18 protein-coding genes and 2 pseudogenes are annotated in these 18,284 nt (G+C 39.5%); 2 read left to right on the top strand and 18 right to left on the bottom strand.

Going from position 1 to position 18,284, the window contains the following annotated elements:
* Positions 1 to 337 precede the first annotated feature (337 nt).
* From MAR181_RS18660 to MAR181_RS04570, 3 genes are all read right to left on the bottom strand, one after another.
* On the bottom strand, positions 338 to 463 hold the full coding sequence (locus tag MAR181_RS18660) for a hypothetical protein (RefSeq protein ID WP_281002890.1): 126 nt from the start codon (positions 461 to 463) through the stop codon (positions 338 to 340).
* Between the two features lie 324 nt (positions 464 to 787).
* Positions 788 to 1,225, bottom strand: a complete 438-nt coding sequence (locus MAR181_RS04575) for a hypothetical protein (RefSeq protein WP_013795422.1) — start codon at positions 1,223 to 1,225, stop codon at positions 788 to 790.
* Positions 1,226 to 2,986 carry a hypothetical protein gene (locus tag MAR181_RS04570; protein ID WP_013795421.1) on the bottom strand — a complete coding sequence of 587 codons (1,761 nt, stop codon included), beginning with the start codon at positions 2,984 to 2,986 and terminating at the stop codon, positions 1,226 to 1,228.
* 109 nt (positions 2,987 to 3,095) lie between these two features.
* Here MAR181_RS04570 and MAR181_RS04565 point away from each other — a divergent pair, with 109 nt between their 5' ends.
* Positions 3,096 to 4,118: an IS110 family RNA-guided transposase gene (locus MAR181_RS04565; RefSeq protein ID WP_013795420.1), complete on the top strand. Its 1,023-nt coding sequence runs from the start codon at positions 3,096 to 3,098 to the stop codon at positions 4,116 to 4,118.
* A 393-nt stretch (positions 4,119 to 4,511) separates the two neighbouring features.
* Here MAR181_RS04565 and MAR181_RS18340 read toward each other — a convergent pair.
* The 6 genes and pseudogenes from MAR181_RS18340 to rhtB form a co-directional block, all read right to left on the bottom strand.
* A pseudogene (locus MAR181_RS18340) lies at positions 4,512 to 4,643 on the bottom strand (IS30 family transposase); the annotation flags it as partial.
* Between the two features lie 150 nt (positions 4,644 to 4,793).
* Positions 4,794 to 5,984: an amino acid aminotransferase gene (locus MAR181_RS04560; RefSeq protein ID WP_013795419.1), complete on the bottom strand. Its 1,191-nt coding sequence runs from the start codon at positions 5,982 to 5,984 to the stop codon at positions 4,794 to 4,796.
* Between the two features lie 77 nt (positions 5,985 to 6,061).
* A complete protein-coding gene (gene dmpG / locus MAR181_RS04555; RefSeq protein ID WP_013795418.1) occupies positions 6,062 to 7,072 on the bottom strand; it encodes a 4-hydroxy-2-oxovalerate aldolase in 1,011 nt (336 codons plus the stop codon).
* On the bottom strand, positions 7,069 to 7,971 hold the full coding sequence (locus MAR181_RS04550) for an acetaldehyde dehydrogenase (acetylating) (RefSeq protein WP_013795417.1): 903 nt from the start codon (positions 7,969 to 7,971) through the stop codon (positions 7,069 to 7,071). The genes dmpG and MAR181_RS04550 overlap by 4 nt, the downstream gene beginning before the upstream one ends.
* A 327-nt stretch (positions 7,972 to 8,298) precedes the next feature.
* Positions 8,299 to 9,135, bottom strand: a complete 837-nt coding sequence (locus MAR181_RS04545; protein WP_013795416.1) for an inositol monophosphatase family protein — start codon at positions 9,133 to 9,135, stop codon at positions 8,299 to 8,301.
* An 87-nt stretch (positions 9,136 to 9,222) separates the two neighbouring features.
* On the bottom strand, positions 9,223 to 9,846 hold the full coding sequence (gene rhtB, locus MAR181_RS04540; RefSeq protein ID WP_013795415.1) for a homoserine/homoserine lactone efflux protein: 624 nt from the start codon (positions 9,844 to 9,846) through the stop codon (positions 9,223 to 9,225).
* Positions 9,847 to 10,524: 678 nt separating this feature from the next.
* Between rhtB and MAR181_RS04535 the strand changes: the two genes are divergently transcribed.
* Complete coding sequence (locus MAR181_RS04535) at positions 10,525 to 10,731, top strand: hypothetical protein (protein WP_041651166.1); 207 nt, start codon at positions 10,525 to 10,527, stop codon at positions 10,729 to 10,731.
* A 754-nt stretch (positions 10,732 to 11,485) separates the two neighbouring features.
* Here MAR181_RS04535 and MAR181_RS04520 read toward each other — a convergent pair.
* The 9 genes and pseudogenes from MAR181_RS04520 to MAR181_RS04480 form a co-directional block, all read right to left on the bottom strand.
* Complete coding sequence (locus MAR181_RS04520; RefSeq protein WP_013795413.1) at positions 11,486 to 11,800, bottom strand: hypothetical protein; 315 nt, start codon at positions 11,798 to 11,800, stop codon at positions 11,486 to 11,488.
* Between the two features lie 355 nt (positions 11,801 to 12,155).
* Positions 12,156 to 13,145, bottom strand: a pseudogene (locus MAR181_RS04515) (transposase).
* A 211-nt stretch (positions 13,146 to 13,356) separates the two neighbouring features.
* The gene (locus MAR181_RS04510) at positions 13,357 to 13,614 is read right to left on the bottom strand and encodes a hypothetical protein (protein WP_013795412.1); all 258 of its coding nucleotides are present in this window, start codon (positions 13,612 to 13,614) and stop codon (positions 13,357 to 13,359) included.
* Positions 13,615 to 13,616: 2 nt separating this feature from the next.
* Positions 13,617 to 13,826, bottom strand: coding sequence for a hypothetical protein (locus MAR181_RS04505; RefSeq protein WP_013795411.1), 210 nt, complete (start codon positions 13,824 to 13,826; stop codon positions 13,617 to 13,619).
* Between the two features lie 117 nt (positions 13,827 to 13,943).
* Positions 13,944 to 14,639 (bottom strand): transposase, encoded by a 696-nt coding sequence (locus MAR181_RS04500; RefSeq protein WP_013795410.1) that lies wholly within the window; start codon positions 14,637 to 14,639, stop codon positions 13,944 to 13,946.
* Positions 14,640 to 14,787: 148 nt separating this feature from the next.
* Positions 14,788 to 15,552: a cobalt-precorrin 5A hydrolase gene (locus tag MAR181_RS04495; protein ID WP_013795409.1), complete on the bottom strand. Its 765-nt coding sequence runs from the start codon at positions 15,550 to 15,552 to the stop codon at positions 14,788 to 14,790.
* Positions 15,549 to 16,319 (bottom strand): precorrin-2 C(20)-methyltransferase, encoded by a 771-nt coding sequence (gene cobI / locus MAR181_RS04490; RefSeq protein WP_013795408.1) that lies wholly within the window; start codon positions 16,317 to 16,319, stop codon positions 15,549 to 15,551. Before cobI ends, MAR181_RS04495 begins: the two co-directional genes overlap by 4 nt.
* A 1-nt stretch (position 16,320) precedes the next feature.
* Positions 16,321 to 17,598 (bottom strand): bifunctional cobalt-precorrin-7 (C(5))-methyltransferase/cobalt-precorrin-6B (C(15))-methyltransferase, encoded by a 1,278-nt coding sequence (locus tag MAR181_RS04485; RefSeq protein ID WP_013795407.1) that lies wholly within the window; start codon positions 17,596 to 17,598, stop codon positions 16,321 to 16,323.
* Complete coding sequence (locus MAR181_RS04480; RefSeq protein ID WP_013795406.1) at positions 17,598 to 18,275, bottom strand: precorrin-8X methylmutase; 678 nt, start codon at positions 18,273 to 18,275, stop codon at positions 17,598 to 17,600. The genes MAR181_RS04485 and MAR181_RS04480 overlap by 1 nt, the downstream gene beginning before the upstream one ends.
* Positions 18,276 to 18,284 lie beyond the last annotated feature (9 nt).

Here is an 18,284-nt window from a genome sequence, read left to right as displayed (position 1 = left end):
AAGGTGCGAATTAGTCTTCTGAACGTCTGTCTTATCAGAGAAACTGTCTATCAAGGCAAGAGTGAGCAGAAATGTTAATACCTTTCAATCACTCTTAACACAGAGAGACCGTTTCTCTGGAAGACCCGAAGGGCGTGTACTAAGCAAGATCGAAAACGCCCTTCCCATAAGTTGCCAGTACGCTGATAGCGTATAATTAAAATATCGAACGTATTGTCTACCCAGCAACGGCTTCATTTTTGAAACGCAAGTTGTGTTACTGGGTGTACACAGTAAATGAACAGGGTTGGTCATAAACACCCAAGCGTGTATCGATACTTCAAACTTTTTAGCGTATTCACCAAGCCAAAAAGCCATAAGCCTTAATGTTTTCATCGCTGGCAAAAATGGGCTGGCGTTTATTATCACGCTGAATAATGTGCTCGGCATAGCCTGGAATAGATACTCTCGGACGACGTGGCATGGAAACTCCTTTCTCTCATACTTCAAGATAAAAAAGGATAGCACTAATAAAGATTCGCTAGAGAGTAAATTTGATTTTACTCTGACCCCAATTATTACAGTTCTAAGCCAAATTTGTCCTGCGCCAAATGGCCTAATGCCACTACCGATGGCCTTGGTAATTTAGTCTCTTTCAGGAGAAACAAAAAAGGCTCAATCGCTGAATTGAGCCTTAGAAGAAGTTAAAGGATTCTAACTTATTGAAAAGGTTAAGAACTTAAGGTGGATGTCCTAATCAGTATTGTTTGGGGAGTGGTGAACTTCGGAGTTGAATTAGCACTTCCCTTTAAAGGCGAGTCCTTTTAAGATCAGATCCAAATTCTAATTTATCAGCATCAAAGTCAATAGAAAAGTCGCGTTTTCCAATGGTATAAATAAAGCCATACAAATGCTTTTCTCTATTTACCAAAGCTAACAGGGTAGTAATATCTCCATCTATTCCATCTTCTTTTGGTATAGAGCTGATGGAAAGTTCTTTTATAAACTTACCAAGACCACTATAGAAAAAAATACCAGAATATATCCCTTTTTTATTTTCAGACATAACTAAAACAAGCTCATCTTCCTCTGCAAAACTTATAAAGGTTGGCTCGTTAAACATTAGCTTATAGTAGCTATCTTGACATAACCAACTAGCACCATAAATTTTTTCTTGAGTAATTCCTATTTTATTACGTCTAACTGCTTTTCCATCAACATTTAAGGATTCAGTATCAGTAATCATTTATGGCTCCAATAATTTTGCATCTGTTACATCTAATTTATTAAATGCATCTTTGTTATCATCAAAATTAAACTGTTCAACGCCACCTGGAAGAGTTCTATCCAATAAGGTATCGTACATTTCATCCGCAGTACCTGATTGCCCAGTAATCGGCTCTTTTACCTCTAAAGTAATTTTGTATAGAGGACTATAATCTTCATTCTTCCATTTTTTTTGTACAGCAGTAAAGTCTCGTGCCTCTTGTATAGTATCAGATAAAGCATCTTTACTCGCCCAACCTCCTATTGCGGATTTTCCCTCACCAATGGCAGTTAACTGCCCTTCTGTAACAATCATTTCAAGTTCGTAACCCGGTAGTAGGGTTTCTGTTTTTACAACATCATCCGGAATCCAAGCAGCATCATTTCCGGCGACTTCCATCTCACGATTAACCTGATTGGAGTCGATGGTTTTGTGTACAACTGAGCTATAAGTAGGTTGATCCAACCCTATCATTTCGCTGTCAGTATCAACATAATCTATTTTTTTCGAAGCTTGCTCAACGGCTTCTTTTGCGACAACGATTGTTGTCCCTTTGGCTGCTTTCCCAACACCCGGTGGCATTAGTTCAGATACGGAATCAATTAAATTTGATCCTGCTTCTTTAGTGGCTGTTTCAGCGTTACCTTGAAGTTCAGCAACCAGTTGTCTATCTGCAGCACTGCCTTTACTGTCCTCAAATACAAAAGTATCTAATGGGGAAGTAACGGCATCAACAACACCGTTAACAACCGTTTCTGCTGCATTTTTTGCTACGCCAAGTGGATCTTGTTGTATGCCCTCAACCGCAGCAGTCGAAAAGTCACGAACCGAATCAATGGCTTCCTCAGCCGCGTCACCTAATCCAACATCAACAGCCTTTTCACCATTCTTGGTGCCATATTTTTCGATGAAGTTCGCTTCACCGCCCCATCCTTTTTCTATCAAGCCAATTTCTCTAGCATTGATATTGGTATCATTAAATGTTTCTTGGTCCTTAGCCTGGAAAGCTTCGCTACTTTCAGTATCAAAACCAATATCTAGACTTCCACGCCCTAATGCACTTTCAGAAACTTGCCCAATTTCTAGCGCAATATCGGCCAACATTTCACGAGCTTCAGGGTTTTCTTCAATCTGCTCTGACCAAGTTTGATCGACTTGCCTTAACGCTTGCTGAGTAAGTTCGGTCTTCGCTTTGTTTTCACTGATACCACGCTGTTTAGCATAAGCAGGCGCTGCTTTTATGATCGCTTGCGCTTCCGCGACATAAAGCTGCCTGTGATCAACTTCGGCATTGCCAACTTTATTCGCATTATTGGTGCCTTGCTGAACGCTGTAGCTGGCCACTTGTCGTTGATTGAAGTCACTGCCTCCGGTGCTATCTAAGTCCCCACCCGCGGCTTGGTTAATGCGATCAGCCAGTTGGTTACCAAAGGCATCACCCAAAGCTTCCTGAGTATCTTCGCTATTGCTAAAGAGGATGCCGTTGCCTTTACCCTGAAAATCTTGTGTTTCCAGCACTTCATGACCCAAGGTGTCAATTTGGCTGGTTTTACTTTCTCCGTTCACGTCAAGATACATCTTGCCCGCTTCGCTACTGTCTGTATCGACAACGACACCACCTTTGACGTCGCTAAGCAGCGTATCGGCTAAGGAACTACTGGTGGTTTCTTTACCGTCATAGAGGTTGATGTCACTCAGTTCTAAGCCAAATTTGTTCTGCGCTAAATGGCCTAATGCCACTACCGATGGCCTTGGAACTTAAGGTGTGTGATGAGATGGACGCTCCTCATTACGGCGTCAATGCGCCAAACTGAAAGTTCAAAACAACAGTTAAGTAAGGAGCGTCCAGATGAACAAGTTTAATTCCATTGCCATTGATCTAGCAAAAAATGTTTTTCAGGTGTGCATTTTATCTCCTGATCGAATCGTTATTCAGAATAAACAAGTCTCACGAGCCAAATTATCCAGTCTATTATCCAATCAAGAAACGTCTATTGTGGCGATGGAGGCCTGTTATTCTAGTCATTACTGGGCACGTGTTTTTTCTGACATGGGCCATAAAGTTCGCCTTATTCCAGCTCAACACGTAAAACCTTTTGTACGAGGTAACAAAAATGATCGTAATGATGCATTAGCGATTGCCGAAGCCTCGTGGCGACCTAATCTAAAATACGTTCCTCTAAAAACGGTCGAACAACAAGATATTCAAGCCTTACATCGCATTCGAGATAAGTTGATTGCTCGTCGTACGAGTGTTGTTAATCAGATACGCGGCTTATTAAGCGAATACGGCGTCATTATTCCGATGGGATTAGCGGGATTTAAGCAGCATGCTTCCCAGTTACTTGACCCCTCTGAGCCACGTTTAACGTCTCGTATGAAATTACAGTTAGCGGAAGCTAAAGAGGAGTTTGATAGTCTGAGTCGACGAAGTTTATCCATTGAAAAAGAACTAAAAAACTACGCACAAGATCATCCTTTGTGCCAACGATTAATGACGCTACCTGGTATTGGTGTTCTCAATGCGACAGCCTTGTTTGCCGCCATAGGCAACGCGTGTCAGTTCAGCACTCCAAGAGAATTGTCTGTTTGGCTTGGTATCACACCTAAGCAATATGCCAGTGGAGAAAAATCGAAGACTGGAGGTATCACGAAACGAGGGAATCGGTATTTGCGAAAACAACTGATTCACGGTGCTCGTACCTTGTTGCACCGAACAAAAGGTAAAACCGATAAACTGTCTGTATGGATTCAACAGATTGTTGAGCGTCGAGGAAAAAACAAAGCCGTCGTCGCCATTGCTAATCGACTTGCTCGATTAGCTTGGATACTGCTTCAGAGAAATGAAGATTATCGAGCGATCCCAGCTTAATGATAATCAGCAAAAAAGCGTTGATAAACTGAAAATGATTTACCCATGTCGATGAAAGCATGATGTAAAAGCGGCGTACCTCGAATAAGAGTCCGCACTTAGCAATAGTCTGGTTAGGACAAGGTTTTTAAAACCGCGTGGGTTTCTTTTGAAATAAAGAGCAGACAGCTAAGTACGCATCTCATTAGGGCCAGAAAACAAACCAAAAGATGTTTTCATAAATAGGCCAGCTTATCTAAAGGAAAAATGTCAGTACGACCCTTGATTCATGATGATTGGCTAGAAAAGATCAAGATCGGTTAATAAGAAAGTAAAAAAATCACCCTGAAAAGAGTGATTCGGTTAAGTGCGGCTTGACCTAGCCGGAGCGTCCATATATGGCCTGTTAAATTGTGGACGTTCATCTATGGATACAGCATTTTTGATGGTCTCTCGTTTACCGTTCTTACCTCGACGATATTTTTTGTGCCCTTGACGCAAGTGTTCAAATAATTTGCCACCTTTAGCCTTGTCTTTTATGACGTACCACTATCAATGGTTGGCCTCTCACCTCAATTCACCTATGAGTGTCGCACTTATTATCTGAAACTAAGATTTACTAAATCCATTTTCCCTGTATAGGAGCATTAATGTTTTCATGTGTTTCAAGATTATTTAAAATATTTTAATCTTTATTTATTTTTTCAATGATTTTATTGAAGAGACAAAGTAAGTGACATTGTCATGATTTAACCCAGAAACGTTAATTCTCCCTGACTCAAGCAAATAGATTCCAAATTCATTTCGTAATAACTCAACATCTACAGGAGTTAGTTCAAGCATAGAAAATAAGCCAACTCCATTATAAATGTTATCGAAGATGTATTGAGTATTATGCTTTTTGCCAGCCTCAATTAACATGCATCTCGTAGCCTTGATCCTAGTATTCATGTGTGTAATTTCATCTTCCCAAAGACTTTTCAGTTCCTTTGAGGATAAAATTTGATTTACAATCAAAGCTCCATGTGCTGCTGGTGTTGAAATATTTAGCCGAGTTAACCTAGACAGTTGTGATTTTATCTTTGCTGTGCTTTTTCTGTCTTTGCAAAAAATTATAAGCGCGCCGACTCTGTCTCTGTATAGGCCAAAGTTTTTTGAGCAAGAATAAGTAACAAAGAATTCATCGACAAAATTGACTAAAATATCAATAACTTTCCTGTCCTCAGCAATACCCTTTGCTAAACCATGATAAGCCATATCAATAATAGGGAGTAAGTTTAGTTCTTTAATTAGTGTAATAACTTCTATCCATTGGTCATGCGTAAGGTCAAACCCAGTTGGATTATGTCCGCATCCATGAAGAATTATGATACTTCCCTGAGGTATTTTTCTTATACATTCAATCATGTTCTGATAGTTGAAATCACCAAATGAGCTTTTGTAAGGATAAAAATTAACCTTAAGACCTACATGTTCAAAAATGTCTTTGTGATTATCCCAAGAAGGATTACTTATCCAAATTTCAGTGTTGATATTGATTCTATGGACTATTTCTGCGGAGAGTCTAACGGCACCAGTTCCGCCAATAGTTTGAAATGCAGATACTCTTCCACTTTCTTTTAAATCTATATTAGTTTGAAAAAGCATTTCGATTAGGTTTTCACAAAAACTATCTAACCCATTCGATCCTTTATAGATCTTATCTTTTGAGGAGTGAACTACGTGTTTTTCAGCAAGTTTTACACATTCCATTATTGGTGTGGTACCAGAATCGTTCTTATATAGGCCAATTCCTAAATCTATTTTATGAGGGTGATTATCTTGGTTGAAAATTTGATTTAAAGTAAGGATTGGATCAGGAGGAATCATCTCTAATCTTTCGAACATATTGAACCTCTTCCATTTTTTCATGAAATGTACCACAATTTGATTTTTCAAATTTTGGTACAAAAACTCAAATCATTTTATATTATTTTCTTTGCAAGCTTATTAGCTTCTTCCAAGATAATATCTTCTTGGCTAGCTACCAATTTTCTTGACGCTAATCGTTCACATAACTCAAAAATGTCAACATTAAAATCAGAAGAAATTTTTTGTATGTAGGTGCCATAGCCAGTAAATAAACCATGCATTCCTGTCATTATATTTATAGCTTTGATGTCAGGTACTCTGCTTATGATGTTTTGTTCTGCATATATTGATAGATCAATGAGATTTTTAAATTTCGTATTCATCAAAAATCCATATCTTTCAAGAACGGCAACAATGGCCTCTAACTGAGTGTTACCAGAACCCGCACCAAATCCCTTGATTGTGGCATCAATCATTGATGCTCCTGATTCAACTGCTTCAATTGAGTTTGCAACTGCAAGCCCCAAATTGTTATGAGCATGATAACCAATCGTAATACCTAAATTATCTACCAGAGTTGATATTTTTTCTCTAACTAAATCAGGAGTGGAATAACCGGCACTATCCATTAAGACTATGCCATCTGCTCCCGCACTTTTCATTCCTGTTGCTTCTTTTAACAACCTTTTGGCATCCGCCATATGTGACATGATGAGGACACCGAAAACTTTTTTTCCACTCTTTTTGATGTGCTCAATAGAGCGATGGGTAATATTTCCTTCAGTACAATGACTAGCAATTCTAAAAATATCAACACCAATTTCCATTGCCATTTCAAGCTCAGAATGCTTACCCACACCTGGAACAAAATGGATACCAAGTTTCGAATTTACGCATTTCTCTCTGGCAATGGATAACATCGTTTCATCATCTACTTTAGCTAATCCAAATGCAGTTGATGAGGCTCCTAGCCCATAACCGTGACCAACCTCAATTATATCTATTCCTGCATGATCGGCTTTTTCACAATATTCGGATATTTGCTCTTTTGTGAGCTGATGTTTAAGAGCATGGTTCCCATCTCTTAGAGAACAGTCACTTATAGTAATGTGTCTAGTATTCATGCTAGTTCTTCCTCCATAAAGGATTTTGCTTTTAATTCTGAGGGAATTTGAGATCGGAATTCAGCAATGGATATGGCTGCAGAGTTTATAATATCGAGATTTCCCGCATATGCAGGTAGATAATCACCAGCACCAAAGACTTGAACTGCTAACGTGATTTGATTTTCATCAATAATCGGTTCTAAGATCAAATTATATCCTGGAACATAATTTCTTACTCTTTTGACCACATCATGTATTTCTAATTTAAGAGCTTCTTTTTTAATTCCAGAACATTTTGCATACAAGGTTGTTTGCATACACACTTGTGGTGTTGCTGGATTGATATTAAGAATTGCTTTAGAAAGTTTGGCATTTGTAAACTCTTTTAAGGCAAATTCAGTTGTTGTTACATATTCATCAAGATTTTCTCTGGTTGCTAGCCCCGCACTATCTGATGAAATGCTTGAAATTACTTCAATGTATTCAACTTCTTCACATGACCTTTTGATCGCATAAGCCAATGGGAGGCATGCTTGACCACCGCATGTAATTAAGTTGATGTTTCTATTATTTACCAAAGTCTCCATATTAATTACTGGAACACAAAGGTCTCCAATTTTTGCAGGGGTGAGATCAATCGCAAATTTGTTATTACGAGCGAATATTTTATCATTACTAATATGGGAGTTTGCTGACGTTGCATCAAAAACAATATCAAATCCATCAATATTCTCTTCCAAGAAATCAATACCATTGCTCGACACAGTTATGTTTTGTTTCATTGCTTCACGCATGCCAGGACTCTCGTTCCTTCTACCAACTACATAACGTAAATCCAGTTGTTTCGATTTGAGTACTTTGTACATTAAATCAATACCAATACTACCGGTTCCAATTATTGCTACTCTATTTGACATAATTCTATCCTTTTACTTAGTCGTATTTTTAGAAAAGCTTATTAACCTAAGCCACTAAACAATATTCGTCATTAATGAATTTAGTGTTACAATCTGATTATGTTTTAAATAACTATTGTTTTATAAAAAATATATATAAAACAATTTGTTATAATGTTTTTTAGGTGTTTGAAATAAATATGACATGAAAAATTCATAAATTAAACGGCTATTAGAAATAGAATTGATAGCCCTTAGATAAGAGTTAAAATAAAAATAAAACAGAAAAGTGAGTGGGAGTATGATTTATTTTGGAGAAAGACTAATTTTTTATAAGTATTTAGTGTTCTATTTTTTTTCTAGGAGCGTCAGAAGTTGTGTATGCCTATTTGGATGTGATACGAGTAAGCTTGACCATTCCTCAGGGGTAATATTTCCATCTAAGTCCGTAACCAAATAACCAGCTTCACGGGCAATAACTATTCCAGCAGCTATATCCCATAGATCAAGTTGTGCACCATGAGACCAAAAAGCATCAAATCGACCAAGTGCAATATATGCGATCTCTAATGCCGCTGATCCAGGGCATCTAATTCCAGCCACCAATGGCATCAGTGTATTGATTTGAGAAATTGCAATTTTATGGTTTCCCTTGTTGTTATATGGGAGACAGGTGCTTAGCAACATTTCAGAGAATGGACGAGCATCTTTAATTTCTAATAGCACATCATTTAAACGTGCACCTAACCCTTTTGCAGCAGATAGCATTTCATCAAGCAGGGGCTGGTATACAACACCACAAACAAGCTCAGTATTTTTTGCTACAGCAATTGAGACAGAGAAGTGAGGAATGCCATGCACAAAATTATTAGTTCCATCTAACGGATCAATTATTACTTTGTATTCAGAATCTTTAGAAAAGACTATGCCTGACTCTTCTGCAACAAACCCAATTTTAGGGTATTTGGACATTATGTGTTTGATAATCAGCGCTTCTGCACCTTTATCATATTCAGTGACAAAATCGGAAGCTCCCTTATGATCGAATCGAATGCGTTCAATTTTAGGGTAGCCATTTCTAAGGAGTTCTCCTGCCAATAAAGCGGCTTCTTTTATTGTTTCTAATAGAAGGAGTAAATCTTCTGGTTGTTCGTTTGTCTTTTTAGTATCTGGTGCAGAAGACATTGTTCAGTACTCCAATATTACTAAGATTAATAACAATTTATGTAAAGTTAACTCAATAATTATAGAACTTCTAAAGCTATTGAATTCTTATGTAGCTTTTTTGAAACTGGAAAGTAACAGTGCGGCTAGTATAAAAAAAGATCCAAATATCCGGTTTGTTATTCTCATACGTTTGTCTGAGGTAATAAACCTCTGAAATTTACTTGCAAGAGATGCATAGCAAAGCATTACGATAACATCGACTACTAAAAGGGTTGTTCCCATGATTAATAGCTGTGTCGGATGGGTTGATGTATCGCTAGATAAAAATTGAGGTAGTAGGGCAACAAGAAAAACCGTAGCTTTAGGATTGGTGAGATTAACAAGAGCTGATTGCCAAAATAGTTTCATATTTGAGCTACTATATTCATGCTCGGGATTAAAAGTAGGATTTGAAATCCATTTTTGGATACCCAACCAAATTAAGTACCCGACCCCAATCCATTTAATAACAGAAAATAGAACATTCGAAGAGGCAAGAATAGCACCCAAGCCCACTGCTACAACAAGTATTTGTATACCATACCCAACTTCTAAGCCTAAAATGGTTGGTATTGTAGAGCGAAAACCATGATTGACTACACTGTTCATTGTGTTTACAGCACCTGCGCCAGGGGACATACTAACAAGGAATGATGCTGTTAAAAAAGCAAGCAACACATTCATATCCATAATTTTATCCATCCATGTAAATTTTTAGTAATAACTCACAGCATTGAATATATCAAAATTTGACTACAACTTTATGACTAACTTTGTTATCTCTGAAAAAGAAGAACAGCTTCAGGATGATGACTTTAGCATCTGTTGATTTATGCAATTATTAGACAGGTTTCTTTCAACCTGATGGGTTTGCCAGCTTCGCTGGGCAAACAAAAAAGCTCAATCACAGGATTGAGCCTTGGAAGAAGTTAAAGGGTCCTAACTTATTGAAAATATTAAGAACTTAAGGTGTGTGTCTTATTAAATTCTTTTTGGAAGAAGTAAAGGATTCTAACTTATTGAAAAGGTTAAGAACTTAAGGTGGATGTCTTGTTAAATTGCTAGAGAGTATGAGAGAGTAAATTTAATTTAACTCTGACCCCAATTATTACAAAGGAAAGCCAAAAGGTCGGCATGCTTTAAACCAAGACGGCTCCACGAAAGCATCAAAAACCTCATTAACCGCCGCCCGTGGAGCATAGGAACCGTGGCTGTTAGTGTCATCGCTGCCAAAAAATAGCTCATTCACCAAGAAAAGCGTGAAGGTTTATCAGACACGAATGCAAATAGAAGAAAGCTTTAGAGACATGAAAAGCACAAAATTTGTGCTTAGGTTTTGAGCATAACCACACTAAAACATTAGCCAGAATGACGTTGCTGGTGTTACTGACAACACTGACCGCTATGGTGTTTATCTTGTTAGGAAAAGTTGTTGAACTGGCTGGATTGGCTTATCGTTTTCAATCTTCTAGCATTCGAAAACGCAGAGTACTCTCTCACTTTTTTTCTGGGCAAAAGAGCACTTTCTACGAATTTAAAAATCACCCTCAAACTATGGCGAGAATGAATTCGTAAATTCGCCGAACAACTATTCAAGGGAGAAGGCTTTATGGTTTAAATTCGTGGGGATACCTCAGGCTTTGACCTCAATTATTCCTCTAATGGACATCTGGATGAGACAGTGTTCTTGCAACTGAATACCAATAAGAAATTTGTATAAATAAAATTATATCCATCAATAAACAACTTATTTTAAATCGATTCGAATCAGTATCAGAGCCTGCATAAATTGATAAAAACACTATTATTAATAAACCAAAATTATTTTTAATGTGTTTCCACGAAAAAAGAAATGTAATGAAAGAAGATAACGCGATAAGTAGATTAAGCAGAATTATAAAAAAAAATGAACTATAACGCTCCTCTCCTTCGTGATGAAAATAATGAAGCCAACTCAAATAAATCTGTGCAGAAAAAAATAAAGAAAAAAACCATATTTTTAAAATATATAAATTATTCACCATTTACTTCCCTATTTATATCAGACCAAGAGTTACTACTATCCATTTTACCGTGATCTCCTATAAGTTCACCCCATATATATGCACCTGTACGAGCCTGTGGCACAAGATCTTGAAGAGGAGGTGCACTTTCAACTTCTATTTCTATGTCAGTGAAAGCTCCCAAATCATTAGATGACCCCTTGAACAATGCTCCTAAAGCATCGACTAATTCAGATCGATCATAAGTGGGTTTTATGAGACACCCATGTTAAACATCCTAACTTATTGAAAATATTAAGATGGGTGTCCTGCGAAGGTTTTCGGAATCAGGTATTACTTTTTTTAAAACCAAACCAACTAGTTAATCCAATAATCACACCTATATACCATACTAATGGATCTGTTTTACCATGGTCAAAAAAGACAAAACCTAACTTTTCATTAATGTAAAAAGGTCCAATTATAATAAGAATAAAATATATAGGAATTGATGCAAAACACACTATATAAAAAAATATATTAAGAACAATATTCTGAGCGTATTTAGCTTGTAATGTACCAAAGTACCAAGTAATTCTAAAACTAACAATACATAGATAAAAATGGATAACGAAAAGCAGCACTCCAGCTATAATCATCATTAAAAACCTTTAATTTTTTCAATAATATTCTCAATATCTTGTTCAGTTGGCGACGCTTTTTCTCCCACACCAATGATTGCACCTTCTACTACTGAGCTTATTACCGGTACAACTAATGGTTTAGGAAGGGTGCTAAGAGTAGCATCGACACGGTTTTATGAGCCCCCCATGTTAAACATCATTTCCATCATACAAAATCAACTTCATAACAGAAAGTATTCAGATAAAAATCATCTTTTATCGTTTCGTTAATGGCTAATTAACTGCTAAAAAGGCTGACTATTGTATTTTAGGCGAGTGAATTTACTAATACATGATTAGTAAATAAAGAAAGGCTATGAATGGTGGAATGAAGCTAGGCGAGTAGTCGATTATGACTGAATCTTGGTTTTCTATTTAGTTTGTTTGCATCACAATAATGAGCAATAGATTGCTCAGCACCCACGACACTCCCCGTTCTTGCGCCAAATTCTGTCGCGATACACAGCCAATTTTCTGAGGATATGTTGAGTCGTTGAAGAATCGGTAACAAAGAAGCGTCTATCGAAACTCGTTTATCTTCACGGATGATTCGTCCTGTCATATCGACAAGCTCAAGATAATCAGTCAGTTTAAATGGTAACCCATCAGGCATGCTTTCTCGTGGATTCCCGATAAAAGGATACAGCCGTGTCGGTTGTTTTTGATGCTTTGCGGTGTCGATACGTTTTTTAACGCTGGTGAAATCTGAGGTTTCTGGTGTGTGGCTTATTTTTGCTCTCAATGGATTAAGATCAACGTAGGCCATACAAGCCGCTAATGCAGCTTCATCCAGCAAGGCTTGGGACTTAAAACGTCCTTCCCAGAACCGACCTGTACATTGGTCTTCAAAATTCGCTCTTCGGGCGATGGGTTCATTAAGTTCGGTCACGTGTGCCCTTTAGGGTATGAACCAACTCATGTCTGTAAGGCGATTTCTAAAGGTTTCGACAGACGATTCCACCAACGCCATAGCATAATCAGGTAATGACTCGCCTCGCACGAATTGCTGAGTAAACACGGTGCCTTTATGTAGCTTATGCCACCTTTGCAGAACCTCTAATGTAGACCACTTCGCGGCTTTTTCTGCATTGATATGCAACACCACATGAAGATGGTTACTCATTACCGCATAGGCACAAACATCGAGAGCAAAGACACTGGCTAAAAATAACAGACGTCCTTCGACCCAACCACGGCGGTGCTCAAAGCTTGCACCAGATACTGGATCTTCTCCACACAAAAACGCCCTACGAACACAGCGTGAAACACAGTGATAGTAAGGCGTATCTTGTAAACTAACTTGCTGACTTCTGGCTCTTGGCATAACAAAACCTCTCTTCCATAAGAAGTATACTGGTTAAATATACAGCATGTAGAAAAATCGTCAAGTTTCGATGGGTGTCTTATTAAGTTAGATCGGCGGTCAGATCATTTGGATCACTGCTGCCATACAGCCATTGAGCTAGGGCTGGAGAGTTCTTAAGGTGCCTGTCCTAATAAGTATGTTGATAGTTTTTCTCCTTCCTAAAAGTTGGCTACTCATCTCTCCAGTATTCTGATAGCAACGTAGATGCAGTATTTAAAATAGCCATCAAACCATCCATTTTATATTCAGGTTTAAACGCTGTATCTATAAATTCAGTAAAAAATATCACTTTCATATTCTTTACTCCTTCGTCCATTGTTATTTGAAAGACTTGCTCAGACTTATATTCAACTTGAGCGGTCATCTGCTCATAGTTGACATCGCTAAAAAAAAATATTTCAAAATCAGAAAATTCATCAAGCTTCATATCTATCTCTCCTGAAATCCTGAAAATGAACCATCTTTGTTAAACAACGCTTGCATGCCATTCGGGTGCTCGACCTTTATTCCCTCTCTGCCTAGTTTTATAACTGTTGAATTGGGGTTATTAAGAATATCATCCAAAAGTTTTTGTGCTTGCTGTGCTCTCTGCTGGTTATTTCCTTTAAGTCCAGGGAACACACTTTCACTGGAACCCATTCTCTGATTCCTAGCATGTTTATCTAGCGCCTTTCCTGCCTTTGTTACTCCAGCGTTATTCAAAGGTGGAATAATTGGGGTCAGAGTAAAATTAAACCAATACGATCATCAACACCGTTATTTTCTACGCCAACCTTCTTTTCTTCCACGCTTTACTTCAGTTTGCCGTTGACCAGTTAGTAACTCTATTTGCTCTTTGAATTTATCATTTCCTAACGCTAACCCTTTATTGGCAGTTAAACGAATATCTTCTAATAATTTACCATCTACCTGATACTGAAACATATCTCGATACACATTACATCGCTCTTCTTTTGTTCTTCCCAGTGACTGGTAGAGTTGATGCGGTGTCAGTAAATCACTACTAGCACCCAAACCATTACATTGGTAGCTAGACCAAGAATAATCAGCAGGATCTTTCACCATATCCGCCCTAACTGGGTTCAGCTCAATATAAGGGTACAAATGAAAAAGGTAACTTTGGTCTTGTACCAAACAAGACTTAAAACGCCCTTCCCATAAAGTACCTGTGCGCTGATAGGTATAATTAAAATATCGAACGTATTGTCTGCCCAGCGACTGCATCATTTTTGAAACGCAAGTCGTGTTACTGGGTGTACACAATAAATGAACATGGTTGGTCATAAACACCCAAGCGTGTATCGATACTTCAAACTTTTTAGCGTATTCACCAAGCCAAAAAGCATAAGCTTTAATGTCTTCATCGCTGACAAAAATGGGCTGGCGGTTATTACCTCGCTGAATAATGTGCTCGGCATAACCTGGAATAGAAACTCTCGGACGACGTGGCATGGAGACTCCTTTCTCTCATACTTTGAGATAAAAAGATAGCACGAAGAAGGATTCTCTAGAGAGTAAATTTAATTTTACTCTGACCCCATTTAGAACGCATTTAGAACGTGATCACTTGATGCTGAAAATAGCATGATGAATGATACCACTACTTTGTTTGCCCAAAACCACGCGACAGTGCACAAGTGGCTTTGGCATTTTTGATTTTATTCACCACCAATTCAGGCTCAGAATCAGTCGCTTTTTGTGCCGCGAGTAAAGCCGCGGATTCGGCCACACCGTAAACCCCAACCGTATTAAAAACATATTCAGAACGAGTGCTTAATAGAGGTTCCATTGGCATCAATTGTTCGGCCGAGTAGGTTTGGAAAGGCCACTGATATTTTTCCGCTAACGCAATCAGTTGCGTTTCATCGGCTTTCACATCAATGCTGTTCAAAGAATGGATATCTTGCGGGGTCAGCCCTTGTTGCTGCAATGTTTCCAGCATAAGGGACTCTAAATAGGATAATGGGCAATGTCGTTCACACCCCATGCCTAAGGTATAAGTTGGATTAACATAAGGCTTAGCTGTGGTCATCACCAATTGCGCACCTAGCATTTCCGCCACCTGTGCGGCCCAATTGTTAGCGCCACCTTCATGTCCTGACAATAATGGAATAACGAACTGACCAGCCTCGTCCAGCACCAACACCGGGGGATCTTGATGCTTGTCTTGCAGTACTGGCGCGAGAGTACGCATGACAATGCCTGTCGCACAGATAAACAACAACTGATCTTGTTGAATAAAGGCTTGCTGCACCTTGTCGGCAAAAGGTTTTGGCTTATATTCGAACTGAGCTTCTGGATAGAGGCCACACAACCTCTCCGCAAGCGTTCGTCCCGTAGGCGTTAAAGCAAAAATGCGGATCAATTTGTGCCTCGCTCAGTTCTTGTCACCACAAACAAAGAAAAGTATGGCCCAGCTTTGTCTTCTAACTCACTTACATCGTGCAAGATACGCTCATTATCACGACCAATGTATTCTAGGTATTTGGCTTCATGTAAACGCTGTGTCTTACGTAATGCTGCCAGGATTCTCGGACGGGCTCTTCCCGCTTTCATAATCACCACAGTATCATGTTGCGCTAAGGCCGTATCAATTTGCTCAGCTGAATGGCGTCCACTGACCACAGCAAAGGACTCCTTTAACACGGTTAAAGGATGATTGAGTGCGGATGAAGCGGCATTGATGGATGATACACCAGGCACAACCTGACATTCATAAAAAGGCGCAATCCGCTCTAATAAATAAGCAAATGAACCAAAAAATAGTGGATCCCCTTCACAAAGAAATACCACGTCCAGACCTTGTTCTAGCGCCTTAGTAATGTCTTTCGTTCCTAAATCATAAGCTTGATTGGCTAATGCTCGATCTGTTGACATGGGCATGTGAATAGCAATTTCATCTTGCTCCTGCGAAACATTCGCAAAGGCTTCAGAAGCAATGCTTTTGGCCTGAGACGCGCCTTGATCATTGGCTAGATAACTCACAACAGAGGCTCGTTGAATCAATCGTAAGGCTTTTAAGGTAATTAACTCTGGATCACCTGGACCAACACCGACCCCAATAAAACGGCCTTTCAAACCGTCTTTTTGTCTGTTTTCAGCTTTCACTACACTAAAGTTATTGCTTGTCATGTTAAACGGTCTCAGCGTCATGCTGTTTAATAAATTGATATAACGTCACTGGCAAATTAGGGCGATATAAAGTTTGCCCTGCTAGCAACTCAGCTTTCGAAATGGCAATCTGCAAGCTTGTTTCTATGGTGTCTTGAGCCTGCTTTCGTTGATTTGCAAAGGTCGCAACTTGCAGTCTAGTGTCTTCTGTCACAGCACTGACTAATAAAATGCCGCCAATTGGTAAAAGTGACCAGGTTTGCGCCATCAACTGCACCAGTGCTCCGTCACTGCCGCCGATAAAGACTTTATTAGGTTTAGGCAAATCATCAAGTACCTCTGGTGCACGACCCTTAATGAGATGCAAATTTTGCATGACACCAAACTTTTGCTGATTGGCTTGCAAGCACTCCCAACGGCCTTCATGATGCTCCACCGCATAAATATCTGCGTCTGGATGCCAGTAGGCCAACTCCACACTCACCCCACCACAGCCCGCACCAATGTCCCAAACCACCTCCTTTGCGGCCAATTGCATGTAAGATAAAATCATCAAGCGCACTTCGCGCTTCGTTATCATGCCTTTGCCCTCACCCTTGTCTGTCACGAATAGCTCATCGGCAATCCCAACAGAAGAAGGATATAGACTGGCTTGAGAAGAGGTTTCCAACGCCACCACATTGAGTGGATCAAACTCTTGTTGCGATTGACTTAGTTCCGCAGCGTCAAAGGCCGTGATGTTTTCGTGAGGATAACCCAAGGCTTCACATACAGTTACTTTGGTTTTATCCAAACCTGCCATAACGCATTCTTGAGCAATGGCCGCCGGATGACTTTGCCCATCGGTCAACAAAATCAGTTTTTTATTCGCCTGTAAATAACGACGCAAAGATGGCAAAGGTCGACCATGTAAGCTGACAACCTGAGCGTCTTGCAGTGAAATAGCCAAACGGTGACACGCCACCTGCACACTGGACACATTAGGGTAAAAGGTCACATTACTCGCACCAAACTGTTTCACTAGCCAAGAGCCAATGCCAAAAAAAAGCGGGTCTCCCGATGCTAATACAATGACCTTATTTGCCCCTTGAGACTGCCATTGATCAAACTCGGCGGACAATTGAGACAACTTGGGCAAAAGGTTCACTTGCCCTCCTTGTATGTAATTCGCGACGGTTTGGTGTTGTCTTGGGGAGCCGAGTATCACATCTTGCTCGCCCAAAGATGCAAAAGCAGATTGAGCCTTGGCGTCCAAATTGGCCAGCTCATTAACCCCTAAACCAATCACATGAATTTGCATCAGTAATACTCGCCTAGATTACAACGCAATAACGCATTACAGCTTGCCGACGTAACGGCACTGCCGCCCATGCGCCCAAGCAAGGTAATGCATTCAACCCCTAGGGCTTGATGTGCTTGCCACAAGGCGTCTTTGGATTCTGCCGCGCCGACAAAGCCAACCGGCATGCCGATGATTAAAGCAGGTTTTGGTGCGCCTTGTGCAATCATCTCTAAAAGGCGAAACAAAGCCGTCGGCGCATTACCAATCAAGACCACACTGCCAGCAAGATGATCTTGCCAAAGAGACAAGGCTGCCATAGAACGTGTCTCGCTTTTTTGCTTGGCCAACTCAGCGGTTTTTGAGTGATTTAAGAAACACAAAGGTTCTTGATGAATCATACGTTTGGTGACACCTTGTTTCACCATTTCCACATCACATAGAATGTGACCATTGTTAGACAATGCTTGTCGACCGGCTTGAGTGGCATTTGCGCTAAAACGAACCTGTTCTGCCACATCGGGCAAGCCCAAGCTATGCACAATGCGCATCACCACTTGCTGCTGATCCTGATTAAACTCCTCCAGTGACGTCAACGCTCGGATCTGACGAAAACTGTCAGCTTCAATAGTTTGTGGATTATGCTCATATTGAAATGGGCTAGACGCTGCAAGTTTTTGATCGGATGTTTGGGGCATATTTTCTGT

Source organism: Marinomonas posidonica IVIA-Po-181 (assembly GCF_000214215.1).
Lineage (GTDB): Bacteria > Pseudomonadota > Gammaproteobacteria > Pseudomonadales > Marinomonadaceae > Marinomonas > Marinomonas posidonica.
This window is presented reverse-complemented; position numbering and strand designations above follow the sequence as displayed.